At 65.8% G+C, this 22,926-nt stretch carries 21 protein-coding genes; 8 read left to right on the top strand and 13 right to left on the bottom strand.

What is annotated here, in order from left to right:
* Positions 1-204 precede the first annotated feature (204 nt).
* Together ACQZF9_RS21605 and ACQZF9_RS21600 are read left to right on the top strand one after the other, a co-directional pair.
* Positions 205-2,622 carry a penicillin-binding protein 1A gene (locus ACQZF9_RS21605; RefSeq protein ID WP_428311027.1) on the top strand — a complete coding sequence of 806 codons (2,418 nt, stop codon included), beginning with the start codon at positions 205-207 and terminating at the stop codon, positions 2,620-2,622.
* 117 nt (positions 2,623-2,739) lie between these two features.
* Positions 2,740-3,372 carry a hypothetical protein gene (locus ACQZF9_RS21600; protein WP_428311026.1) on the top strand — a complete coding sequence of 211 codons (633 nt, stop codon included), beginning with the start codon at positions 2,740-2,742 and terminating at the stop codon, positions 3,370-3,372.
* Between the two features lie 226 nt (positions 3,373-3,598).
* Here ACQZF9_RS21600 and ACQZF9_RS21595 read toward each other — a convergent pair whose 3' ends face one another.
* The 8 genes from ACQZF9_RS21595 to msrP all read right to left on the bottom strand — a co-directional run bounded on the left by ACQZF9_RS21595 (position 3,599) and on the right by msrP (position 9,870).
* A complete protein-coding gene (locus ACQZF9_RS21595; RefSeq protein WP_428311025.1) occupies positions 3,599-4,894 on the bottom strand; it encodes a citrate synthase in 1,296 nt (431 codons plus the stop codon).
* A gap of 295 nt (positions 4,895-5,189) precedes the next feature.
* The gene (locus tag ACQZF9_RS21590; RefSeq protein WP_299697309.1) at positions 5,190-5,426 is read right to left on the bottom strand and encodes a type B 50S ribosomal protein L31; all 237 of its coding nucleotides are present in this window, start codon (positions 5,424-5,426) and stop codon (positions 5,190-5,192) included.
* Between the two features lie 73 nt (positions 5,427-5,499).
* Entirely contained in the window at positions 5,500-5,685 is a 186-nt protein-coding gene (locus ACQZF9_RS21585; RefSeq protein ID WP_428311024.1) for a CPXCG motif-containing cysteine-rich protein, read from the bottom strand.
* Between the two features lie 73 nt (positions 5,686-5,758).
* Positions 5,759-6,928, bottom strand: coding sequence for a radical SAM family heme chaperone HemW (gene hemW / locus ACQZF9_RS21580; protein WP_428311023.1), 1,170 nt, complete (start codon positions 6,926-6,928; stop codon positions 5,759-5,761).
* On the bottom strand, positions 6,925-7,518 hold the full coding sequence (gene rdgB, locus ACQZF9_RS21575) for an RdgB/HAM1 family non-canonical purine NTP pyrophosphatase (RefSeq protein WP_428311022.1): 594 nt from the start codon (positions 7,516-7,518) through the stop codon (positions 6,925-6,927). The genes hemW and rdgB overlap by 4 nt, the downstream gene beginning before the upstream one ends.
* A gap of 27 nt (positions 7,519-7,545) precedes the next feature.
* On the bottom strand, positions 7,546-8,259 hold the full coding sequence (gene rph / locus ACQZF9_RS21570; protein ID WP_428311021.1) for a ribonuclease PH: 714 nt from the start codon (positions 8,257-8,259) through the stop codon (positions 7,546-7,548).
* Positions 8,260-8,290: 31 nt separating this feature from the next.
* Entirely contained in the window at positions 8,291-8,911 is a 621-nt protein-coding gene (locus ACQZF9_RS21565) for a sulfite oxidase heme-binding subunit YedZ (protein WP_428311020.1), read from the bottom strand.
* Positions 8,912-8,913: 2 nt separating this feature from the next.
* Complete coding sequence (gene msrP, locus ACQZF9_RS21560) at positions 8,914-9,870, bottom strand: protein-methionine-sulfoxide reductase catalytic subunit MsrP (protein WP_428313476.1); 957 nt, start codon at positions 9,868-9,870, stop codon at positions 8,914-8,916.
* A gap of 175 nt (positions 9,871-10,045) precedes the next feature.
* On the opposite strand from msrP, the gene ACQZF9_RS21555 reads away from it, so the two are divergent.
* From ACQZF9_RS21555 to ACQZF9_RS21530, 6 genes are all read left to right on the top strand, one after another.
* Entirely contained in the window at positions 10,046-10,468 is a 423-nt protein-coding gene (locus ACQZF9_RS21555; protein WP_428313475.1) for a SufE family protein, read from the top strand.
* A gap of 35 nt (positions 10,469-10,503) precedes the next feature.
* Positions 10,504-11,442: an SPFH domain-containing protein gene (locus tag ACQZF9_RS21550; protein ID WP_428311019.1), complete on the top strand. Its 939-nt coding sequence runs from the start codon at positions 10,504-10,506 to the stop codon at positions 11,440-11,442.
* A 264-nt stretch (positions 11,443-11,706) separates the two neighbouring features.
* Positions 11,707-12,153, top strand: coding sequence for an NfeD family protein (locus tag ACQZF9_RS21545; RefSeq protein WP_428311018.1), 447 nt, complete (start codon positions 11,707-11,709; stop codon positions 12,151-12,153).
* 146 nt (positions 12,154-12,299) lie between these two features.
* Positions 12,300-14,843 (top strand): hypothetical protein, encoded by a 2,544-nt coding sequence (locus tag ACQZF9_RS21540; protein ID WP_428311017.1) that lies wholly within the window; start codon positions 12,300-12,302, stop codon positions 14,841-14,843.
* Between the two features lie 19 nt (positions 14,844-14,862).
* The gene (gene trhA, locus ACQZF9_RS21535; RefSeq protein ID WP_428311016.1) at positions 14,863-15,657 is read left to right on the top strand and encodes a PAQR family membrane homeostasis protein TrhA; all 795 of its coding nucleotides are present in this window, start codon (positions 14,863-14,865) and stop codon (positions 15,655-15,657) included.
* A gap of 12 nt (positions 15,658-15,669) precedes the next feature.
* Positions 15,670-16,548 (top strand): PPK2 family polyphosphate kinase, encoded by an 879-nt coding sequence (locus ACQZF9_RS21530; protein WP_428311015.1) that lies wholly within the window; start codon positions 15,670-15,672, stop codon positions 16,546-16,548.
* Positions 16,549-16,630: 82 nt separating this feature from the next.
* Here the strand turns inward: ACQZF9_RS21530 and ACQZF9_RS21525 are convergent, their stop codons facing one another.
* The 5 genes from ACQZF9_RS21525 to ACQZF9_RS21505 form a co-directional block, all read right to left on the bottom strand.
* Complete coding sequence (locus ACQZF9_RS21525; RefSeq protein ID WP_428311014.1) at positions 16,631-17,200, bottom strand: YceI family protein; 570 nt, start codon at positions 17,198-17,200, stop codon at positions 16,631-16,633.
* A gap of 48 nt (positions 17,201-17,248) precedes the next feature.
* On the bottom strand, positions 17,249-18,427 hold the full coding sequence (locus tag ACQZF9_RS21520; RefSeq protein WP_428311013.1) for a cytochrome b/b6 domain-containing protein: 1,179 nt from the start codon (positions 18,425-18,427) through the stop codon (positions 17,249-17,251).
* Positions 18,428-18,540: 113 nt separating this feature from the next.
* A complete protein-coding gene (locus ACQZF9_RS21515) occupies positions 18,541-19,068 on the bottom strand; it encodes a TlpA family protein disulfide reductase (protein WP_428311012.1) in 528 nt (175 codons plus the stop codon).
* Entirely contained in the window at positions 19,065-20,891 is a 1,827-nt protein-coding gene (locus tag ACQZF9_RS21510) for a DUF885 domain-containing protein (RefSeq protein ID WP_428311011.1), read from the bottom strand. Before ACQZF9_RS21510 ends, ACQZF9_RS21515 begins: the two co-directional genes overlap by 4 nt.
* Before the next feature lie 15 nt (positions 20,892-20,906).
* Complete coding sequence (locus ACQZF9_RS21505; RefSeq protein WP_428311010.1) at positions 20,907-22,883, bottom strand: M2 family metallopeptidase; 1,977 nt, start codon at positions 22,881-22,883, stop codon at positions 20,907-20,909.
* Between the last annotated feature and the right edge of the window lie 43 nt (positions 22,884-22,926).

The raw sequence follows: 22,926 nt of genomic DNA, 5'->3' as shown, positions 1-22,926 counted from the left end.
CGGCCTTAATATAGCCGAGGAAATCGATGAAGCAACAATAGCTTGCGTTGTCTTGTCGAAACGCGTGGCGGTGTGCGGCGCTGCACATTTTCAATAGGTCTTCGAGAGCGGTCTGGATCTTGGGTCCGGGATCTTTTGCTTGCGGTCGGCAGTCGCTGGGAACGTCGTGAACAGGAGAAGCTTTCTTTGAGATTGCCGAGCCGCATGCTGTTGATACTGGGGGGCGTGGTGCTTGTGGGTGCTTTGCTGCTGGCCGGCGTGTTCTTCGCTGCCAAGTGGCATTACGGCCGGCAATTACCGTCAGTGGCGGCGATCCGCGACATCCAGCTGCAGGTGCCGCTGCGGGTCTACACGCGCGACGCGAAACTGATCGGCGAATTCGGCGCCGAACGTCGCGCGCCGATGCGCTTCGACAAAATCCCGCAGCGTGTCATCGACGCCTTCCTCGCCGCCGAGGACGACCGCTTCTTCGAACATCCCGGCTTCGACTGGAAAGGGCTGCTGCGCGCCGGCTTCGTGCTGGCCACCACCGGCCAGAAAAGCCAGGGCGGCAGCACCATCACCATGCAGCTGGCGCGCAACGTGTTCCTCTCGCCGGAGCGCAGCTATGTGCGCAAGTTCAAGGAAATCTTGCTGGCGACCAAGCTCGAGCACGAGCTGAGCAAGCAGGAGATCCTCGAGACCTATCTCAACAAGATCTTCCTCGGCCAGCGCGCCTACGGTGTCGGCGCCGCCTCGCTGGTGTATTTCGGTGTCGAGCCCGACGAGCTGAGCTGGGCACAGGCCGCGATGCTCGCCGGCCTGCCGAAAGCGCCGAGCCGCGATAACCCGGTTAGCGCGCCGGAGCGCGCCAAGGAGCGTCGCAACTACGTGCTGCGCCGGCTGCGTGATCTGAACAAGATCTCCGAGCTGGACTACCAGGCCGGCATCGCCGAGCCGGTGACGCTGAAGTTCTCGCTGCCGCTGGTCGAGGTCGACGCGCACTACGTCGCCGAAATGGTGCGCGCCGACATGGTCGGCCGCTTTGGCGAAGCCGCCTACACCGGCGGCTACCGCGTGACGACGACGATCGATTCCACGCGCCAGGCCGCGGCGAATCGCGCGCTGCGCAGTGCGCTGATCGCCTACGACGAGCGCCACGGCTGGCGCGGGGCCGAGACCCGTCTGCCGGAACGCCTGCTCGCCGAAACCACGCTGGCCAAGCCGAGCACCCAGGGCCTGGGCGCGTTCCTCGACGCGCTGCCGAGCGCCGCCGGCCTGGTGCCGGCGGCGGTGGTCGCGTTCGAGCCCGGCAAGCCGCTGCAGCTGCTGGCACGTAGCGGCCTGGTCGAGCTGGCGCCCGAGGACTACGCCTGGGCCCGGCTGTCGGCGAAAAAACCGGTGCAGCGCGGCGACGTGCTGCGCGTGCGCCGCGACGGCGAGCGCTGGAAGCTCGCCGAGCTGCCGGAGGCGCAGGGCGCGCTGGTGGCGCTGGACCCGCGTGATGGCTCGCTGGTGTCGCTGGTCGGCGGCTACGACTTCCTGCTCAACAAGTACAACCGCGTGCTGCAGGCGCACCGCCAGGTCGGCTCGGGCTTCAAGCCTTTCCTGTACACATCGGCGTTCCAGTTCGGTTTCACGCCGGCCTCGGTGGTGCTCGACGCACCGGTGGTGTTCGACGACGCCAACCTGGAATCCGCGTGGCGGCCGGAAAACTACGGCGGCGACTTCAAGGGCCCGATGCGCCTGCGCGAGGCGCTGGTGCAGTCGCGCAACCTAGTGTCGGTGCGGCTGCTGCAGGCCGTCGGCGTCGACTACGCGCGCGACTTCATCAGCCGCTTCGGCCTGCCCAAGGACCGCATGCCGCGCGACCTGTCGATGGCGCTCGGCAGCGGCACGTTCACGCCGATGGAAATGGCGCGCGCCTACAGCGCGCTGGCCAACGGCGGCTTCCTGGTCGAGCCCTACTTCATTGACCAGATCGACGACTCGCGCGGCCAGACCGTGTTCAAGGCCAAACCCAAGGTCGCCTGCCCGGAATGCGCGCAGATGATCGTCAATACCAGCGGCCGAATCGCCGGCGGCAGCATGGCGCCCGCCGCGTCCGGCGCCGCCTCGGCCAATGCGCCGGTGGCGCAGCCGTCCGGCGAAGGCCTGGCGCCGCGCGTGGTCGATGCCAGCTACGTGTGGATGGTCGACGACATCCTGCGCGAGGTCGTCACCCGCGGCACCGCGGCGCAGGCCAAGGCGCTGGGCCGCGGCGACATCCGCGGCAAGACCGGCACCACCAACGACGAGACCGATGCCTGGTTCAACGGCTTCACCAGCCAGCTGGTCGCGATCAGCTGGGTTGGCTTCGACCAGCCGCAGCCGCTGGGCCGCGGCGAAGTCGGCGGCAAGGCCTCGCTGCCGATGTGGATGGACTTCATGCGCGCCGCGCTCAAGGGCCTGCCGGAAACGGTGATCCCCAAGCCGGACTCGCTGGTGGCGGTCGCGGTCGACCCGCGCAGTGGCCATCTGGTCGCCAACGACACCCCGGGCGCTGTGCCGGAAAACATCCCGGCCGAGCGCCTGCAGCAGGCGCAGACCGAGGCGCAGCAGGCGCCGCGCGAGAAGGCGGTGGGCGAGGACGATCTGTTCTAAGCCCAGGAAATCGTCACCTTATCCACGTCCCCATTCCGCCGCCGCGTAATCCGTGATATCCATACCCGGGGCCGCGAATGCGTGGCCCTGCAAATCGGAACCGACCCGGATACGACCATGGGCAAGCGCGCGATAGGCTTCCAACGCGAGATCGTGGCCGAGGCCGCCCGCCTCATTTGCGAGGAGCGGCTGACCGACTACAAGCAGGCCAAGCACAAGGCCGCCGAGCGCCTCGGCCTCAGCGCGCGTTCGCAGATGCCCGACAACGCGTTGATCCACGAAGCGGTGATCGAATACCAGCGGCTGTTCGGCGGCGCCGAGTACGCCGGGCACCTGCAGGCGCTGCGCCGCACCGCGGTGCGCGCGATGAAACTGCTGCGCGATTTCAATCCGCGCATGGTCGGTGCCGCGGTCAGCGGCGCGGTCACCGACGCGCACCGCGTGCGGCTGCACGGCTTCGCCGACAAGCCGGAGATGCTCGACATGTTCCTGCAGGATCGCAACATTCCCTACGAGACCAACGACCGCCGCTATCGCTATCCCGACGGCCGCATCGAAGACGTCCCGACCTGCGAGTTCATGGCCGGCGACATCGGCATCGAGATGGCGATGTTCCCGGTCGAAGACCTGCGCCGCGCGCCGCTGTCGCCGCACGACGGCCTGCCGATGAAGCGACTGACGCTGGAGCAGGCCGAGCGGCTGGCGGAGGAGCCGATCGAGCTGGCGAGTGAGGGCGAGGCTTACGACTGAGGCTTTGCATCCTGCGGATGCTCCGTTCGTCCCGAGTAGCCGCGCAGCGGCGTATCGAGGGACCGGATCGAAAGGGCGCATCAAGATCGGTCGGATCCCTCGATACGCGGGCAAAGCCCGCTACTCGGGACGAACGGAGTTTCTTGATAGCCGCAACAGCAAGCAACAAGCGCAGCCACAAAAAAGCCCGGCTTTCGCCGGGCTTTTTCATACAAGCCGCTACAACTCAGCGCTTGTCGCAAGCCACGTAGTCACGCGTCGCCGCACCGGTGTAGACCTGGCGCGGACGGGCGATGCGCGTGGTCTTGTCGGCGGTCATTTCGCTCCAGTGCGCGCACCAGCCGACGGTGCGGGCGACCGCGAACATCGGCGTGAACATGTTGACCGGAATGCCCAGCGCTTCGTAGATGATGCCGGAGTAGAAGTCGACGTTCGGGTACAGCTTGCGCGACTTGAAGTAGTCGTCGTTGAGCGCGATTTCCTCGAGCTTGAGCGCCAGCTCCATCTTCGGATCGTTTTCCTTGCCCAGGTGCTTGAGCACCTTGTGGCACTGCTCGCGGATGATCTTGGCGCGCGGATCGAAGTTCTTGTAGACGCGATGGCCGAAGCCCATCAGGCGCACGCCTTCGACCTTGTCCTTGACCTTCTGCATGAACGCCGGCACGTGCTTGGCGTCGCCGATTTCGTCGAGCATGTTGAGCACGGCTTCGTTGGCGCCGCCATGCAGCGGGCCCCACAGCGCGGCGATGCCGGAGCTGATCGCGGCGTAAGGGTTGCAGCCGGTAGAGCCGGCCATGCGCACCGTCGAGGTCGACGCGTTCTGCTCGTGGTCGGCGTGCAGGATGAACAGCACGTCCAGCGCCTTGGCGGCGACCGGATCGACGACGTAGGGCTCGGCCGGCACCGCGAACATCATCTGCAGCAGGTTGCTGCAATAGTCGAGGTTGTTCTGCGGATGCATGAACGGCTGGCCGTAGAACTTCTTGTAGGCCGCGGCCGCGATCGTCGGAATCTTGGCGATCATGCGATGCGCAAAGATCTCGCGATGACGCTCGTCCTTGTTGTTGGTGGTGTCGTGGTAGAACGCCGACAGCGCACCGGTGACGCCGGTCATCATCGCCATCGGATGGGCGTCGTGATAGAAGCCGTCGAAGAAGCGCTTGACGCCTTCGTTGATCATCGTGTGACGGCGGATCGAGCTCTCGAAGGCTTCGAGCTCGGCCTTCTTCGGCAGCTCGCCGTGCAGCACCAGATAACAGACTTCGATGAAGCTGGAATGCTCGGCGAGCTGGTCGACCGGGTAGCCGCGGTACAGCAGGATGCCCTCGTCACCGTCGATGTAGGTGATCGCGCTCTTGGTCGAGCAGGTCGAGGTGAAACCCGGGTCGTAGGTGAAGATGCCCAGCTTGTCGTAGACCTTGCCAACGTCGGCGCCCGGCGTGCCGATGGTGCCGGTGACCAGCGGAAGTTCGGTCTTCTCGCCGGATTCGTTGTTGACGAGGCTGTATGTCGCTTGGGTCATCCTATCGCTCCAAACCTGCGTGGGTTCGGCCGACTCCGCGATGCCGCCGTGGACGCCACTCGTCAGCCGGAGGGGCATCGGCCTGACGGGCCGTCGTTGAATCGAACCAAAAATCGGGGTGGATGTTGCAGTGCAATTATCGCTCTTACAGACGCCTGCTTACAACGCAGTCAGATAGCGCCGGACTGACGCCACAGCCAACCCGGGTCGATTTTTCCAGTCCCGACCGCCGCGATTTTTTTTGCCGGCAACGCAAACGGCCGCCCGGAGGCGGCCGTCGGTGCAGCGATGCGGTTTAGGCGTAGCGCTTGCGGAACTTGTCGACGCGGCCGCCGACGTCCAGCACTTTCTGCTTGCCCGTGTAGAACGGGTGGCTGACGCTGGAGATATCGAGGTTCACGAGCGGGTACTCGACGCCGTCGATCGTGGTCTTGTCGCGCGTCTGCACCGTCGAGCGGACGATGAAAACCTGGTCGGCGCCGACGTCTTTGAAGGCGACCGCACGATACTCGGGGTGGATACCGTCTTTCATCTGTAAACCAGCCGGAAAACACAAAAGGGCGCGCAGTCTACTCAAGCCGCCGGCCCGGCGCAACGGGTCGCCGCTATTCGTCCTCGGTGCGACCGTCGACCTCGAAGCCGCCTTCGTCATCGACCCGCAGGCTGACGATGATCGGCCGGCAACACACCGAGCAGTCCTCGGTATAGGTCTGCGAGCCGGCCGACAGGTCCAGCTCCAGCGGGATCGTCTCCCAGCAGTATGGACAGGTGATGTCGGCTTCTTCGAGCATGGTGACTCCTGGTAGCCCGGGTGAAACCCGGCTTGGATTCCAATCGGCCGCGCAGCCCCGGGTTGCACCCGGGCTACAACAGCCCTGTCAGCAGTGTATTCAGATGCTGCAGCCCCAGCGTGGTCGGCACCACGCCGGCCTCTCCCAGTTCGACCAGGCCCTTGCGCTGCGCGGCGGCCAGCGCCTGTTCGATCACCGCCCGGTTCAAGCCGGTGCGGGTCTCGAAGTCGCGCCACTCGAAGCCCTGGTCGAGCCGCAGCGCGTTCATGCAGAACTCGAACACCAGCTCGTCGTGGCCGACCAGGCGGTCTTCCTGCAGCATCCGGGCGGTGCCGGCGGTCTCGATGTAAGTCTTCGGATGCTTGTGGCGCGCGCGGCGGCGCGCGCCACGCTCGTCGCTGAGCTTGGCGTGCGCGCCGGCACCGATGCCGAGATAGTCGCCGAAACGCCAGTAGTTCAGGTTGTGCCGCGCGCGGCGGCCGGCGCGCGCATAGGCGCTGACTTCGTAGCGCGTGAACCCGGCGGCGGCGAGCCGCGCGACGCCCTGTTGCTGCATGGTCCAGGCATCGTCGTCGGCCGGTAGCGGCGGCGGACGCGCGGCGAATTCGGTGTTCGGCTCCAGGGTCAGCTGGTAATACGACAGATGCTCGGGCTCCAGCGCCAGCGCCGCCGCCAAGTCCGCATCGGCCTCGGCTGGGGTCTGCTGCGGCAGCGCGAACATCAGGTCCAGATTCAGATTGTCGAAGCCGGCACGGCGCGCGACCGCGACAGCCGAATGCACTGCGGCCGGATCGTGGATGCGGCCGAGCCGCCGGAGTTGCGCCGCATCCATCGATTGCACGCCGATCGACAGCCGATTGACGCCGGCGGCGCGGTAGTCGCGAAAATGCGCTTCGTCGACGGCGCCGGGATTGGCTTCCAGGGTGATTTCGATATCGCTCGCGAACCGCAGTTTTTTTGCGGCGCTGTCGAGAAAGCGCGCCAGCGCGCGGCCGGATAACAGGCTGGGCGTGCCGCCGCCGATGAAGATGCTGCCGATGTCGCGCGGCTGCGGCAGTTCGAAATCGAGATCGCGCAGCAAGGCGTCGACATACGCGTCTTCCGGGATCTCTCCACGCACTGCATGCGAGTTGAAATCGCAGTACGGGCATTTGCGCACGCACCACGGAAAGTGCACGTACAAGGCCAGCGGAATCTGCGACGCGTCCAGTGCCGGCGCTTGCGCCAGCTGCGCGAGTTTCACTGCGCGCTGCGCAGGCGCGCCAGCAGTGCGGCCGTGGCGAGCGCGCGATGGCTGCAGCGGTTCTTCACTTCCGGCGCGAGCTGCGCCGAGCTGCAGCGGTGTTCGGGTACGAAGAACAGCGGGTCGTAGCCGAAGCCTTTTTCGCCGTGCGGCGCGTCGAGAATGCGGCCGCTCCAGTAACCCTCCGCGATCACCGGCGTCGGGTCCGCGGCATGCCGCATGAACGTCAGCACGCAGACGAAACGCGCGGCGCGCTGGCTCTCGTCCAGGCCTTCGAGCGCGTCGAGCAGCTTGGCGTTGTTGTCGGCATCGCTGGCTTTTTCGCCGGCATAGCGCGCCGAATAGACGCCGGGCGCGCCGTTGAGCGCGGCGACTTCCAGCCCGGAATCGTCGGCGATCGCCGGCAGGCCGGAGACCTGCGCCGCATGCCGCGCCTTGATCAGCGAATTCTCGACGAAGCTCGATGCGGATTCGACCGCGGCATCAATGGTGTAGTCGCTGACCAGTCGCAGCTGCCAGCCCAGCGGCGTCAGCAAAGCCTGCATTTCGGCGAGCTTTTTGGCGTTGCGGCTGGCGAGGACGACTTCCATGGCGAGCGGGTTTGTATCAGCGCGCGATCAGACGCCGAGCGCCTCGCGCTGCGCGGCGAGCAGTTCGCCGATGCCCTTGCTCGCCAGATCCAGCAGGCGATCGAGTTCGTCGCGGCGGAAGGCGTGGCCTTCGGCGGTGCCCTGCACCTCGATGAAATGCCCGGCCTCGTTCATGACCACGTTCATGTCGCATTCGCAGGCCGAATCCTCGATGTAATCGAGGTCCAGCACCGGCGCGCCGGCGTGGATGCCGACCGACACTGCGGCGACCTGGCCGTGGATCGGGTTGGTCTTGAGCTGACCGCGTCTGCGCATCGCCGCGACCGCGTCGACCATCGCGACATAGGCGCCGGTGATGCTCGCGGTGCGCGTGCCGCCGTCGGCCTGCAGCACATCGCAGTCGACGGTGATCGAGAAACCGCCGAGCGCGGACAGATCCACCACCGCGCGCAAGGAGCGGCCGATCAGGCGCTGGATTTCCTGCGTGCGGCCGGACTGCTTGCCCTGCGCCGCTTCACGGCGGCCGCGGGTATGCGTGGCGCGCGGCAGCATGCCGTATTCGGCGGTGACCCAGCCGCCGTCCTTCTTCCAGGCCGGACCGCGCTCTTCGACGCTGGCGGTGCACAGCACGCGCGTGTCGCCGTAGGAAATCAGCACCGAACCTTCGGCATGGCGCGTGAAGGAGCGGGTGATCGAGATGGGACGAAGCTGGTCGGCAGCGCGGCCGGAATGACGGGGCACGTTAGGCTCGCCTGATGAAAACGGGCGGCGATTATAAGCCCGTCGCGGATTTCGGTTTGGCGGCGGCCGCGCGCGGCTTGATCCGCAGCAACATCAGCGCCGCCCAGATGCCGATGTACAGCAGCGGCTCGCGCACGTCGGATTTCACCAGCCAGAAGAAATGCACGCCGCCGAGCAGCGCCGCCGGATAGATCAGCTTGTGCAGCTGTCCCCAACGGCGTTTCAGCCGGCGCTGCCAGCCGCGGGTCGAGGTCACGGCCAGCGGCAGCAGCAGCAGCCAGGCGACGAAGCCCAGCGTGATGTAGGTGCGCTTGATCAGGTCGGCGCCGAGTTCGCGCAGCGACCATTCAAGGTCGAAGGTCAGGTAGATCGCGAAATGGACCGTGACCCAGAAGTAGGCCCACAGCCCGAGCAGGCGCCGCACCTGGATCGCCTCGGAACGCTTGGTGAAGCGCCGCAGCGGTGTCATCGCCAGGCACACCAGCAGGATGCGCAGCGCCCACAGGCCGGTGTTGTGTTCGAGAAATTCCACTGGATTGGCGCCCAGCCCGGCATTCGTGAACGCCCAGGCCAGCATCACGGCCGGATACAGGCCCAGCGCCCAGGCTGCGGCGCGCCACGCGGTCAGCGGCTTCAATAACCCACTTTGCATGTTCAATAGAACTTGCGCAGGTCCATGCCGGAATACAGCGAGGCGACTTCCGGATAGCCGTTGAACATCAGCGTCGGGCGCTTGAACAGCTCGCCGAGGCGGCGCTCGCTTTTCTGGCTCCAGCGCGGATGCTGCACTTCGGGGTTCACGTTGGAGAAGAAACCGTATTCGCTGGCCTGCAGCTTGTTCCAGGTGGTCGGCGGCATCGCCTCGACGAAGCGGATGCCGACGATGGACTTGATGCTCTTGAAGCCATATTTCCACGGAATGGTCAGCCGCAGCGGCGCGCCGTTCTGGTTGGGCATGGTCTTGCCGTACATGCCGACCGACAGGAACGCCAGCGGGTGCATCGCCTCGTCGATGCGCAGGCCTTCGACATAGGGCAGCTCGATGCCGCTCCATTTCGCCTGCGGCATCTGCGCCTTGTCGTAGATCGTCTGGAAGGCGACGTACTTGGCCTTGGACGTCGGCTTGAAGCGCTTGAGCACGTCGGCCAGCGGCACGCCGGCCCAGGGCACGACGATGCTCCAGGCCTCGACGCAGCGGTGACGATAGATGCGCTCCTCGATCGCATGCGGCTTCAGCAGTGCGTCCAGGTCGAGCATGCCCGGCGCTTCGCATTCGCCGCTGATCGCCACGGTCCACGGCCGCGTTTTCAGCGTGCCGGCATTCTGCGCGGGATCGTCCTTGTTGGTGCCGAATTCGTAGTAATTGTTGTAGGTGCTGACGGTGTCGAACGGCGTCGGCGTCTCGCCGCCGGCGCGCTCGCTTTTTTTGGCGATGCTCAGCGGCAGGCCGTCGGCCGAGGCCGGCACGTCCTTGGCCTGGGTATAGCCGGCGGTCAGCAGGCCGACGGCGCCGATGCCCATCTCGGCCAGAAAACGGCGGCGGTTGCGATACAGGCCTTCCGGCGTGATCTCGCTGGAGCGCACGGCGGACGGCGGCGGGATGCGGATCAGCATGTTGGCTCCGGTGCTGTGGTAGCCCGGGTAGAACCCGGGTTCGGTGGTGATGCGGCCCCGGGTTGCACCCGGGCTACGGCTGGCGATGCAGCGATGGACCCCAGCATGCGGCAGACGTTCTGCCGTTACCATAAGAGTCGAACGATAAGCTACGTAATGCGGACGGATGGCGATGCAGGCAGATGAAAGAGTCGAGGAACTGGCCGAAACCTTCGAGATGCTCGGCGACTGGGAAGAGCGCTACCGCTACCTGATCGAGCTCGGCCGCAAGCTGCCGCCACTGCCGGAAGCAGCGCACAACGAGGCCAACAAGGTGCGCGGCTGCATGAGCCAGGTCTGGCTGGAAAGCGAAACCCTGGACGGCCCGCCGCTGAAGCTGCGCTTTCTCGGCGACTCCGACGCGCACATCGTCAAGGGCCTGATTGCGCTGCTGTTTGCGGTGGTGTCGGAACGCACGCCGCAGCAGATCCTGGACATCGACGTCGGCGCGGTGTTCACCCGGCTGGGGTTGGAAAACCACATCACGATGAACCGCCGCAACGGCTTCTACTCGATGGTCGAGCGCATCAAGCAGCTCGCCGCCGCCGCGGTATAGGCATACTCGGCGCTCGAATCGGCAGGGGCGACAACATGAGCATCTTCGCGATCGCGGTCCTGGTGTTTGCACTGGTGACCTTGTGGAAAGGCATCGTCACCGTGCCGCAGGGCAAGGAATACACGGTCGAGCGCTTCGGCAAGTACCGCGCGACGTTCACGCCCGGCCTGCACTGGATGATTCCCTACGTCGACGGCATCGGCCGCAAGCTGTCGATGATGGAGCAGGTGCTCGACGTGCCCAGCCAGGAAGTCATCACCAAGGACAACGCGATGGTCGGCGTCGACGGCGTGGTGTTCTTTCAGGTGCTGGACGCGCCCAAGGCCGCCTACGAAGTGCAGAACCTTGAAGTCGCGGTGATGCAGCTGACGATGACCAATCTGCGCACGGTGATGGGCGCGATGGATCTGGACGAGCTGCTCAGCCAGCGCGACCACATCAACGCGCGCCTGCTCAACGTGATCGACGGTGCGACCACGCCCTGGGGCCTGAAGGTCACGCGCGTCGAAATCAAGGACATCCGCCCGCCGGCCGACCTGGTCGCGTCGATGGGCCGGCAGATGAAGGCCGAGCGTGAAAAGCGCGCCAACATTCTCGACGCCGAAGGCTTCCGCCAGGCCGCGATCCTGAAGGCCGAAGGCGAGCGCAACGCGGAGATTCTGGCCGCCGAAGCGCAGAAGATTTCCGCGGTGCTGGAAGCCGAAGGCCGCAAGGAAGCGGCGTTCCGCGACGCCGAGGCGCGCGAACGTTCGGCGCAGGCCGAAGCGGAAGCGACGCGCGTGGTGTCGGAGGCGATCCGCAACGGCGACGTGCAGGCGATCAATTATTTCGTCGCGCTGAAGTACGTCGACGCCCTGGGCAAGATCGCGACTTCGCCGAACGAGAAGCTGGTGCTGATGCCGCTGGAAGCCGCCAGCGTGATCGGTGCGATCGGCGGGATTGCGGAGCTGGCGAAGAAAGCGGCCGGCAAATAGGCCGCGCCGCGATCCGGTGCCTCGATACGCGGGCTACGCCCGCTACTCGGCACGAACGGGCTTTTCTCATACTGCTCCACCATCCCCGTTTGTGCGGGGTCGCTCCGCTTGCGGAGCGTATCTTGGGCTAAGCCCGCTACTCGGCACGAACGGGTTTTCCCCCCACGCCGCTCCACCACCCCCGTTCGTCCCGAGTAGCTCCGCTTGCGGAGCGTATCGAGGGACCGGAACGCCGCGACCCCGGTTTGGCTCTACACTCGCAACATGAACATCGACCTGACCCACATCGTCTTCTGGCACTGGTGGATCGCCGGCTTCGCGCTGCTGGCGCTGGAGGCGATGGCGCCGGGCGCGGTGTTTCTGTGGATGGGCATTTCGGCACTGTGCGTCGGCGTGGTCACCGCCGCGTTCGAGTTCCGCTGGGAATGGCAGGTGGTGCTGTTCGCGGTGCTGTCACTGAGCAGTTTTTTCCTGTTCCGCCGCTTCCGCCGCAAGCCTTCGGCTGCCGACGAGACCACCCTGAACCGCCGCGGCCACTCCTATGTCGGCCGTGATTTCACCTTGAGCGAGGCCATCGTCAACGGCATCGGCAAGCTCAGCGTCGACGATTCGCAGTGGCGCATCGCCTGCGCCGACGACGCGCCGGCCGGAACCAGGGTGCGCGTCATCGGCGCCGACGGCGTGACCCTGCACGTGCAGCGGCTGGCCTGACGCCGCGCGTCCGCTGCCTTGCATCCGCGGATTTCCCGACTTCTATAATCGGGTTGGTGATGAAGCGCAGGCTTCGTCGACACCGGCCGCAGGGGCGGCCGGCACTCAATAACGATCCACGGACGGAAGCCGCCTTAGGGGAAGTCATGGCTTGCAGGTCCGTCGTTTTGCTGGCTGCGCTGCTGGGCGCGGTATCGTCGTCGGCGCACGCGGCCAGTGCCGTCATCAACGAGCTGCAAGCCGGCAGCATCATCGACGGCAAACTCGAAGAGACCGACGCCAGCTCGCTGCTCGGCGTTCCCTACGACGTCTACCACCTGGTCGGCGTGCCGCAGGACATGGTGCTGACGGTCGCCGCGAACTCGGCCGACGTGGACCTCAGCGTCACCGTCAAATACGTCGACGCCGGCTGGACCGACGGCGATCTGCTGTCGCTCGGTGACAAGGGCGGCGACTACGGCGCCAGCGGCGGCATCGAGCTGAAAGGCCCGGCCGACCTGCTGGTCGAGGTGCGCCCGGCCAACGGCAAGAAGTTCGGCGCCTACTCGCTGCGTGTCGAGGCCGCCGACCGCGCCGACTACTACCGTGTGCGCGCCGCGCGCCAGGCGCTGAGCGGCGACGCCGGCGACATCGCGACGATCAAGCGGCCGAAGAACGCGCCGGAGCCGGTGGTCGTCGTCGATGCGCCCGCCGCGACCGTCTACGCGCCATTCCCGGCGCTGGCCCCGGTGCCGGGCTATCCGCAGTTCGACGAGGCGCGCGCGCTGTACAACGAGCTGACCGCGCCGGACTGGCAGCCGGCGATCAGGACCGTCGGCATCGGCGCGACGCTGGACGCCGCCGGCACGCCGATCGCGCGGATCACGGGTCTGGCGTTCTGCGAAGGCCGCAAGGGGCCGGTGGAAGTGCGCTTCCTGCCCGGCGGCGAAACGCAGCGCCAGCTGACCTCGTTGCGCGCGCGCGAAGCCGATTGCGCCGGCGCCGCGAGCGGCAGCAGCGACGGCCTCTACACGTTCTCCGACGGCACGACCTTGATCGGCAAGCTGCAGCTGCGCCGCAACGATCTGCGCGTGCGCGCGCTCGGCCCGGTGGTGGTGTGGAACCGCGACGGCCTGATCGCCGGCACCGCCGCGGCCGACCTGCAGGTGACGCCGCTGGCGGTGTGGAACCCGGCCACCGGCATCGTGCTCGCCGCGCTCGACGGCGGCACGACCGCGTCCAAGACCGCGCAGCCGGGCCGGCTGATCTATCCGGGCATCGGCGCGATCGACGGCCAGGTCCAGGCCGGGCGTTTCGTGCCGCCGACCGAGGCGCATTTCGTTGCCGAAGACGGCTCGTATAAAACCACCGGCCTGATCGTCGAAAGCAAAGGCGCGCCGCAGGACGCGGTACGGCGCAAACCGATCGAAGGCGTTGCCGACGACGCGACCACGTATCTGCTCGCCGGGCTGACGCGCATCGAAACCACGGCGAACACGGTGCTCGGTCCGGCCGGCGCCTACCTGTATCACGGCACGCTCGAGGCCGGCGCGCTGCCGGCCGAGGCGCGCCCGGAGCCGGCGACGCTGGCGCGGCATGCGCTGTCTGCGGCGGACTGCACGATCAAGCCGGCGCTGCCGATCGGCTGGCTGCCATGGGGGCCGAACTGCGCCACGGCGCCGAACCGGCTCGATGCCTGGTCGGTCGACGGCCGCTACCGGCTGCGCTATGTCGCCGACCTGGAAGTGCGACTGCAGGAGTTCGCGCCGGATCTGCCCGGCCACGTGATGAGCGAATGGCGCGCGGCCGAGTTCTCCGCCGACCGCGTGCCGGCGGTGGTCGGCAACGGCGAGCTGTGGCGCAACGATCAGCTGGTGTATCGCGGCGCGTTCGAAGGTCTGCTGCCGCAGGGCGAGGGCGAGTGCAGCGGCGAGACGCCGGGCATCACCGAGCCCTGCAGCTACCTGAGCGGCGAGCGCGTCGACGCGCTGCATCTGGCGCGCATGGAGCAGAAGAAACTCGATGACGGCCGCGACGCCGCCACGACCGCGCGGCTCAAGGCCGAGGCCGAAGAAAAGGCGCGGCTGGAACGCATCGCGCAGCAGGAAGCGCAGCGCCAGGCCGAAGCCCAGGCCGCGGCCCAGCGCGCCGCCGCACAACGCGCGGCGCAACTCGAGGCACAGCGCCGTGCCCAGGAACAGGCCGAGGCCGACAACGGCTTCCAGTGGGGCAAGCTCGCCGCGCTGGCCACCGGCGCGGTGATCGGCGGCGTCACCCAGCTGGATTCGCAGACGCAGGCCAATCTGCTCGCCGGCGCGGTGCAGGACAGCATGGGCGGCGTCGACGGCATGTCCAACACCAGCGCCGCGATCGGCTCGGCCGGTGGCGGAGGCGGCGGCATGGCCTCGGCGCTGAGCCCGTCGCCGGCTGGCGGCGGCGCCAGCTTCGCGACGCGGCCGAACACCTTGATCGGCAGCGCCGCCTGCCCCGGCTACAGCAACGACAACTACAAGGAATTCTTCGAGGCCAACAGCACCGGCCCGGACGTGCAGCTGCACACGATGTGTGCCGCCGCCTTCAACTACTACTCGGCGTACCTGAACGCGATCCGCCAGGGCTACAGCGAGGCCCAGTGCAATCAGACTTACGGCGCCTTCCAGTCGACGGCCTCGGTGGCGACGAACTTCTACGAGACCACGCGCACGCGGTAGGCGTTGACCCTGTCCCCGTGTGGGAGAGAGAAACCCGGCGGCGCGCTTCGGGTATCGTTACCGCGAACATAGAAAACAGCGGAGCGATCGCATCAAGCATTCACCCGAGAGCGAGATCGACGCGGCGCTGCATGCCGCGCGCGACGGCATCCACAACGCGCTCGTCACCACGCGCGACACGCTGTATTCGATCGGCGAGGAGATCGCGCATGCGATCACCCATGGCCTCGGCGCGGTGCTGGCGGTCGCCGGCCTGTGCGTACTGGTCGCGCGCGCGGCGATGTACGGCGACGCCTGGCATATCGTCAGCTGCGCGGTGTTCGGCGCCACGCTGGTGATGATGTACACGGCTTCGACGCTGTATCACGCGATCCCGATGCCGCGGGTCAAACACGTGCTGCGCATCATCGACCACTCGATGATCTACCTGCTGATCGCCGGCACTTACACGCCGTTCACGCTGGTGACCCTGCACGGTGTCTGGGGCTGGAGCCTGTTCGCTTTCACCTGGGGCCTGGCGCTGGTCGGCGTGCTGTTCAAGCTGGTCGCGACCGGGCGTTTCGAGAAAGTCTCGCTCGCGGTGTACCTGCTGATGGGCTGGTGCGTGATCATCGCGATCAAGCCGCTGGCGACGGCGCTGCCGATGGGCGGGCTGATCCTGCTCGCGGCCGGTGGTCTGGCCTACAGCGGCGGCGTCGCCTTCTATTCCTGGCAGTCGCTGCGCTATCACCACGCGATCTGGCATGTATTCGTGCTCGCCGGCAGCGTGCTGCATTTCTTTTGCGTGCTGTTCTATGTCCTGCCCAGCGCCTGAGCGAGCAAAACCATGAACGAGCCGAAGTTTGCCGTCGACAGTCCCTATCTGACCTCGTTCGGCGGCAAGTTCCGCATCAGGGACGCGCCGACGCTGATCGTCGACAAGAAGCGCGACAAGCTGCAGCGCGAGCAACAACTCGCGAGCCTGGTGGCCGAGCTGTCCGAATTGCAACATGTGCTGTACGCGGACAACCGCTATTCGCTGTTGCTGATCTTTCAGGCGATGGATGCGGCTGGCAAGGACTCGACGATACGAGCGGTGCTCAGCGGCGTCGATCCGGCCGGCTGCAACGTGCATGCGTTCAAGCGTCCGTCGGACGAGGAACTCGAACACGACTTTCTGTGGCGCACCAGCTGCCGCTTGCCGGCGCGCGGCCAGATCGGCGTATTCAACCGCAGCTACTACGAAGAGGTGCTGGTAACGCGGGTGAATCCGGCGCTGCTCGCCGCGCAGCATCTGCCGCATGCGACGGCACTGCCCAAGCTATGGAAGCAGCGCTATCGATCGATACGCGACCACGAACAGCATCTGGCCTGCAGCGGCACCATCGTGCTGAAGTTCTGGCTGAACGTGTCGAAGGAGGAACAGCGCCAGCGCTTTCTGTCGCGGCTGGTGCAGCCGGAAAAGAACTGGAAATTCGAAGCCGGCGATCTCGGTGCGCGCGAGCACTGGGACGAGTACAGCCAGGCCTACGAGGACGCGATCAACGCGACCTCGCGCAAGTGGGCGCCGTGGTACGCGATCCCGGCCGACAGCAAGTCGGCGATGCGCCTGGCCGTCGCCGAAATCATCGTCAAGACGCTGAAGTCGCTGGACCTGCGCTATCCGGTCTCGACACCCGAGCAGATCGCGAGCTTCGATGCGATGAAGCGCAAACTGGGCGCGTAAAGCAGATCGCGGACAGGGTCCGCTCCTACAGGTGCGAGCATTGTAGGAGCGGACCCTGTCCGCGACGACGAGCGCGCTAGCTTTAGTTCTTCAGCGCCTCAACCTGAATCCGCAGCTTGACCTTGCCGGCGTCGCCGTCGGCGTACTTGCTCATGCCGAAGTCGGCGCGGTTGAATTCGGCTTCGGCATCGGCGCCGCAGACTTCCTTCTTCAGCATCGGGTGGGTGATGCACTTGAAGCTGTCGATGTCGAGCTTGACCGGCTTGGTCACGCCCAGCAGCGTCAGCTGGCCGTCGACCTTGCCCGGCTTGCCGTCGTCGTACTTGATCGTGCCCTTGTAGCTGATCGTCGGGTACTTGGCGACGTTGAAGAAGTCCTCGCCCTTGGCGTGCTCGTTCATCTTGGCGTGGCCGAAGTCGACGGTCGAGGCGTCCATGGTGATGTCGACGGTGCCGGTCTTGGCAGCGTCGTCGAGCACCACGGTGCCGCTGGTCTTTTCGATCTTGCCGCGCCAGATCGAAATGCCCATGTGCGGGGCTTCGAAGCTCGGGTAGGTGTGATCCGGCGCGATGGTGTAGGTAACCGGCGCGGCGGCGCTGACGCCGCTCCACAGCAACGCGGCGGCAGCGGCAAAACTCAGTGACTTGAACATGGGTATGACTCCTGGTGTGTGTTGTGTTGTTGGTTAGAGATACGAAAATCAGGACTTCGGCAGCGCAACCTTGAAGCGCACGACGACCTTGTCTTCGAGCACGTCGTTCCACTCCGCGTCGCCGATGTCGTAGGCCGAGCGCAGCAGGCTGGTTTCGCCGCTGTAAACCACTTTGTCTCCCTCGCTGGCCATCGTGAACACGACCACGGCGGGCTGGGTCTTGCTCTTGATCGTCAGCGCTCCACTGGCCTGGTAACGGCCATCGGCGAGCTTTTCGACCTTGTCCGTGACAAAACGTGCCTGCGGAAACGCCGTACTGTCGAACCATTCCTTCTTGCGCACTTCGGCGTTGTAGTCGGCGTCGCCGAGATCGTAGCTGGCGGTGTCCACCAGGATATCGGCGTGCGCCTGATCCAGATGCTCGGGATCGAACACCAGCGCGGCGGCGCTGAACCGGGTGAAGTTGCCGGTGACCGGAACGTTCAACTGGCGGAACTCGGCTCCGATCTCGCCGCTCAGCGCAGCCGGATCGACGGCGCTTTCGCTGCCGCTGGCAACTTGCGCTGCAGCGCCATGTTCGGCGTGCGCGCCTTCGGCCACTTTCAGCTTGAAGATCACACCGAAGGCGATCACCGACAGCAGCGTGACCAGCACGGCCAAGCCATTGGCGCCGGTCTTCGGCAGCATGCGCCGCAGCACATCGTCGCGGCGCAGCCAGTGGTGCTGCAGCGCCGCGGCGGCGTGCAGCAGCAGCACCGTCAGCAGCGCGTAGTTCAGATATTCGTGCGCCTCACCGAAGAATTCCGCCAGCGCCTTGTCCTTGCCGACGACATCCGGAATCGGGAACTGGCCCAGATACACGGTCTGGTAGCCCAGCGCCGAGCTGTGCAGCCAGCCGCTCAGCGGGATCGTCAGCATCAGCAGATACAGCGCCAGATGGGCGCCGTGCGCGGCCCAGTGTTCCCAGCGCGCGCCGCTGACCAGAGGCGGCGCCGGATGCGTCATGCGCCAGAGCGCACGCAGGATCGCCAGCAGGAATACGCTCACGCCGGCCCACTTGTGCCAGCTGTAATACAGCAGCTTGTCGGCCGAGGCCGGCAGGCCGGTCATGAACAGGCCCAGGCCATAGCCGCCGAAAATCAGGATCGCGATCAGCCAGTGCAGGCTGATCGCCGGTGAGCGATAGCGGCCCGGCGTGTTGACGTTCTGGTTGGCGTAGGCACTCATCTGGCTCTCCGATTGTGTCGATGACTATAGGCTGCGTCCCCCAGCGATCCAAGCGGAAGCATTTGAAACAGACGCTCAGAAAAATTGACCCATCACCCTCGGTTATCAGTATGTCAATAAGGCGGGCGAGAGCGTTCCGGCGGCAGCGGCGGTGTGCTCAGCAGCGCGTTCAACTCGGCGACCAGGCCCTGCACCGAAGTCGCCTCGGTGTACCCGCGATGGGCATGGGCGATGCGGCCGCTGCGGTCGATCATGAGCATCGTCGGCACCGCGTCGACCTGATAACAGCTCACCACGCTGGCATCGGGATCAAAAGTCAGCTTCAGTTGCACCGAGGCGAAGCGCGTGCGGAACTGCCGCCAGGCTTGCGCGCTTTCACGGTAATTGACGCCGATGATCTGCAGCTGTGAATGCCCCAGCTGGCGCTGGATGTCCTCCAAGCGGCCCATCTCGCTCATGCACGGCGCACACCAGCTCGCCCAGAACGTGGCGATGACGATCTTGCCGCGGTAGTCGCTGACGTGCACCGGCCGGCCGGAGAAATCCACGCCCAGCGGGTCCGGTGGAATGTCGCCGACCTGCAGTGCCGCGGCCGGCAGCGACCACAGCAGCGCCAGTATCAGCGCACAACGTTTCATCATCCGCCGCTGACGAGCTGGCTCGCGATCCAGCGATCGACGCGCGCCTCGAGCACGCCCAGCGGCAGCGCGCCGGCCATCAGCACCTGGTCGTGGAATGCTTTCAGATCGAAGCGATCACCAAGTTGCTGTTGCGCCCGCGCGCGCAGCTCGAGAATTTTCAGCATGCCGGTCTTGTACGCCAGCGCCTGCCCCGGCCAGACCAGATAGCGTTCGATTTCGGCAACGACGTCGCCCTCGGCCATGCCGGTCTTGTCGATCATGTAGGCGATCGCCTGTTCGCGCGTCCAGCGCTTGTAATGCATGCCGGTATCGACGACCAGGCGCACCGCGCGGAACTGCTCGTCGCGCAGCCGGCCGAGATCGTCGAACGGATCTTTCTCGTAGCCGAGTTCCTTGGCCAGGCGCTCCGCGTACAGCGCCCAGCCTTCGCTATATGCGGTGAACGGCAGCACGCGCTGCACGGTCGACACGTCCTTGAGTCCACGCGCGATCGAGATCTGGAAGTGATGGCCCGGGATCGCCTCGTGATAGGCGAGCGTGTGCATCGAGAATTTCTTGATCTCGGTGACGTCGCGCAGGCTGACCCAGAACGTGCCAGGCCGCGAGCCGTCCAGCGGCGCCGGATCGTAATAGGCCTGCGGGCTGGTCTTCTCCTTGAACTCGGGCACGCGCTGCACGACGACCTTGGTATCCGGCACGTGGTTGAACGCGGCGCCCATGCCGGCGTTGACCTCGTCGATGATCTTCTGGAAATCGGCGAGAATTTCGCTGCGGCCGGCGTCGGTATTGGTATACAGAAAGCGCGGCTCGTTGCCGAGCGCGCTCATGCGCGCGCCGACGCTGCCCTCCGCATAACCCTGCTCGCGCAGCAGCGCATCCATCTCGGCCTCGATACGCGCGACTTCGGCCAGGCCGAGCTGATGCAGCTCTTCCGGCGTCATGTCGGTGGTCGTCGCCTGGCGCACCGAGTAGGCGTAGAACGCATCGCCATCCGGCAGCGCCCAGACGCCGTTGTTGGCGCGCGCTTTGGGCTGCAGCCGCTCGAAGTAGGCGATCAGCTGGTCGTAGGCCGGATACACGACGTTGGTGATGCGATCCGCAGCCTGGGCCAGCAGCTCGCCGCGCTGATCGTCATGAAGGCCTTTGGCGTTCTTGAGCTTATCGGCGAGCGCGGTGTACAGCAGGTTCTGCTCGGCCGGCACCGCGACGAAGGCGCGCATCTGTTCCAGCGATTTGTGCACGACGAAAGCCGGCGGAATGATGCCGCGCTCCTCGCGCAGGCGCAGGCCTTCGAGCAGCTGGCTGAACTTCACGCCGAAGCCGTCGAGGCGGTCCAGATACTGCCCGGCCTCGTGCGCATCGGTGACGCTCTGCTGCGTCGCCATCAGCGTCGGCAACTCGGACTGCAGGCCGAACAGCGGGTTCACCGGATAGTCGTGATACATCCAGCGCCGCCCTTCGACCTGGCCGCCGACGTACCAGTCCATCACGTCGTAGGCGAGTTGCTGCGCCGGCGTCATCGCGGCGCGATCGTAGGCATGCAAGGTGTCGAGATCGTCCTGCCAGGACTCTGCGACTTTCTCGCCCTGCCGGACCGAGACATCGGTAAGGCGGCCGTTGTGGCCGTCGATGCCCAGCGGTTCCAACAGCCGCAACTGCGTCAGCAGCTCCGGATCATCGAGCGTGTGCTTGAGCAGCGCGCGATCCAGAAACCAGCTGAAACGCAGCGGTTTGAAGTACCAGGTCTGCGCCGCCAGCAGCGCCGCCGCAACGACCAGCACCGCCAGTGCGGCCAGGCTCCACTTGAGGATTTTCCTGATCATCGTGGACCGCCGCGATCAGGCTTCGCCGTCCCAGCCGCAGGTCTTGCCCTGGTTCTGCTCCTGCAGATACTTCATCAGCGGACTGAAGTACTCGATGATCGCCGAGGCATCCATCTTGCGCGTGCCGGTGAGCTTCTCCAGCGTGTCCTGCCAGGGCTGCGACTGGCCCTGACTCAGCATCGCCATGAAACGCTCGCCGGCTTCGGCGTTGCCGTAAACGTCGCACTCGTACAGCGGGCCCTTGAAGCCCGAGGCATCGCACAGCGCTTTCTGGAACTGGAACTGCAGGATGAAGGCGAGGAAATAGCGCGTATACGGCGTGTTCGCCGGGATGTGGTACTTCGCACCCGGATCGAAATCGTCCTCGCTGCGCGCCAGCGGCGGCGCGACGCCCTGATACGCCGCACGCAGCTTCCACCAGCCGGCGTTGTACTGGTCCGACGGAATCTGGCCGTCGAACACGCGCCAGCGCCACTGGTCGACGAGCTTGCCCCAGGGCAGGAAGGTGATCTTTTCCAGCGCCAGTTTCATCTGGTCGTTGATCACCGCGTGCTCATCCTTCTTCGCGTCGCTGATCAGGCCGATGGTCTGCAGATGCTGGGCGGTCAGCGACAGCGTCACGGTGTCGCCGATGGCTTCATGGAAGCCGTCGTGCGCGCCGGACTGGAACACCGAAGGCTGGTCCTTGTAGTTCAGGTAGTAATAGATGTGGCCGAGCTCGTGATGGATCGTGCGCAGGCTTTCCTCGTTGGGCTCGATGCACATCTTGATGCGCACGTCGTCCTGCTTCAGGTTGAAGTCCCAGGCACTGGCGTGGCAGACCACGTCGCGATCGCGCGGCTGCACCAGCTGCGACTTGGCCCAGAACGAATCCGGCAGCTTGGGCATGCCCAGCGAGGTATAGAAATCCTCGGCGATCCGGGTCATCTTGGTCGCGATCGCGATGTCGGCCTGGTGCTCCATGTCGGCCTGCTGCACGATCGACGGCTTGCCCTTGTACGCGGCCTTGATCTTGGAGAGTTCGGCTTCGCGCATCTTCACCAGCGCGCCGGTCACGTCGAGGCTGCCGACGCCCTTGTACGGCTCCATCAGCGGATACAGGTTGCCCCACTGCTGCGCCCACATGTTGCCGAGCAGCTGTGCCGGGATCAGGCCGTTTTTCGGCACCACCGCGTCGCCGTATTTTTCGTTGAGCTTGCTGCGCACGCTGCAATGCAGCGCCTCGTACAGCGGCTTGACCTGGCCCCACAGGCGCTCGACTTCGGTGTCGAATTCGGCCGGCGTCATGTCGTAGCCGCCGCGCCACAGCTCGCCGGTGTTGGCGAAGCCGATCTCTTTGCTGCCTTCGTTCATCAGCTCGGCGAAGCGCTGGTAATCCTTGCGGATCGGCTTGGCAGTCGCATGCCAGCCGGCCCAGGCCTCGGCCATCTGCTCGGGCGTGTTCTTGAAATCGACGTTGTCGACGATCTTCTCGATCTGCTGCAGCGTCAGGCATTCCTGCTGGCCGGCGGCATTCGGATGGCACCATTTGCCGGCGCCGTAATTGGCCTCGAGCTTGGCCGACAGCTTGGCGAGTTCCTCGCGATCCTTGGCGTCGCTGGGCGCCGGCAGCGAGGTGCCGAGCCGGGTCAGCTCGATCGCACGTGCGGTCGGCTTGCTGATGCCTTCGGCGTGCTCGAAACGCTTGGCTTCGCCGATGGTCCGGGTCACGTACTCGAGCATTTCCTCGGTGGCCGCGGCCGACAGCGCCTGCGAGTCGTCGTTGATATAGGTCGAGGCCAGCCAGAACGCCGCGGAGAAACGCGGCATGTTTTTCTCGCGCCATTGGTTGATGCCAAGCACGAACTTGTCGGCATCCGCGGCAGTGACCGCGCTCTGCACCTCGGGCACGCTGGTCGCGGCGGCCGCCGGATCGGCCGGTTTGTCGTGACAGGCGGCCACCAGCAAGAGAGCCGCGAACGGCAGCAGTTTGAAGCGCGGGGCGCGATGCATGGCGTGTCCTTTCATCGTCGTCGTTATCGAAAGTTTCGAAGCA

It is taken from the genome of Hydrocarboniphaga sp. (assembly GCF_965279055.1).
Taxonomy (GTDB): domain Bacteria; phylum Pseudomonadota; class Gammaproteobacteria; order Nevskiales; family Nevskiaceae; genus Hydrocarboniphaga.
Note: the sequence above shows the minus strand (reverse complement) of the source record. Positions and strands in the feature narration are given on the sequence as shown.

Excerpts from the sequence above, each read along its gene's own strand:
- ACQZF9_RS21515 (WP_428311012.1), bottom strand. The coding sequence starts at position 19,068 with ATGATGAAACGTTGTGCGCTGATACTGGCGCTGCTGTGGTCGCTGCCG.
- rdgB (WP_428311022.1), bottom strand. The coding sequence starts at position 7,518 with ATGGAAGTCGTCCTCGCCAGCCGCAACGCCAAAAAGCTCGCCGAAATG.
- ACQZF9_RS21510 (WP_428311011.1), bottom strand. The coding sequence starts at position 20,891 with ATGATCAGGAAAATCCTCAAGTGGAGCCTGGCCGCACTGGCGGTGCTG.
- ACQZF9_RS21605 (WP_428311027.1), top strand. The coding sequence starts at position 205 with ATGCTGTTGATACTGGGGGGCGTGGTGCTTGTGGGTGCTTTGCTGCTG.
- ACQZF9_RS21600 (WP_428311026.1), top strand. The coding sequence starts at position 2,740 with ATGGGCAAGCGCGCGATAGGCTTCCAACGCGAGATCGTGGCCGAGGCC.
- ACQZF9_RS21525 (WP_428311014.1), bottom strand. The coding sequence starts at position 17,200 with ATGTTCAAGTCACTGAGTTTTGCCGCTGCCGCCGCGTTGCTGTGGAGC.
- ACQZF9_RS21595 (WP_428311025.1), bottom strand. The coding sequence starts at position 4,894 with ATGACCCAAGCGACATACAGCCTCGTCAACAACGAATCCGGCGAGAAG.
- ACQZF9_RS21555 (WP_428313475.1), top strand. The coding sequence starts at position 10,046 with ATGCAGGCAGATGAAAGAGTCGAGGAACTGGCCGAAACCTTCGAGATG.
- ACQZF9_RS21505 (WP_428311010.1), bottom strand. The coding sequence starts at position 22,883 with ATGCATCGCGCCCCGCGCTTCAAACTGCTGCCGTTCGCGGCTCTCTTG.
- ACQZF9_RS21550 (WP_428311019.1), top strand. The coding sequence starts at position 10,504 with ATGAGCATCTTCGCGATCGCGGTCCTGGTGTTTGCACTGGTGACCTTG.
- ACQZF9_RS21545 (WP_428311018.1), top strand. The coding sequence starts at position 11,707 with ATGAACATCGACCTGACCCACATCGTCTTCTGGCACTGGTGGATCGCC.
- ACQZF9_RS21540 (WP_428311017.1), top strand. The coding sequence starts at position 12,300 with ATGGCTTGCAGGTCCGTCGTTTTGCTGGCTGCGCTGCTGGGCGCGGTA.
- ACQZF9_RS21585 (WP_428311024.1), bottom strand. The coding sequence starts at position 5,685 with ATGCTCGAAGAAGCCGACATCACCTGTCCATACTGCTGGGAGACGATC.
- ACQZF9_RS21520 (WP_428311013.1), bottom strand. The coding sequence starts at position 18,427 with ATGAGTGCCTACGCCAACCAGAACGTCAACACGCCGGGCCGCTATCGC.
- ACQZF9_RS21530 (WP_428311015.1), top strand. The coding sequence starts at position 15,670 with ATGAACGAGCCGAAGTTTGCCGTCGACAGTCCCTATCTGACCTCGTTC.
- ACQZF9_RS21565 (WP_428311020.1), bottom strand. The coding sequence starts at position 8,911 with ATGCAAAGTGGGTTATTGAAGCCGCTGACCGCGTGGCGCGCCGCAGCC.
- ACQZF9_RS21590 (WP_299697309.1), bottom strand. The coding sequence starts at position 5,426 with ATGAAAGACGGTATCCACCCCGAGTATCGTGCGGTCGCCTTCAAAGAC.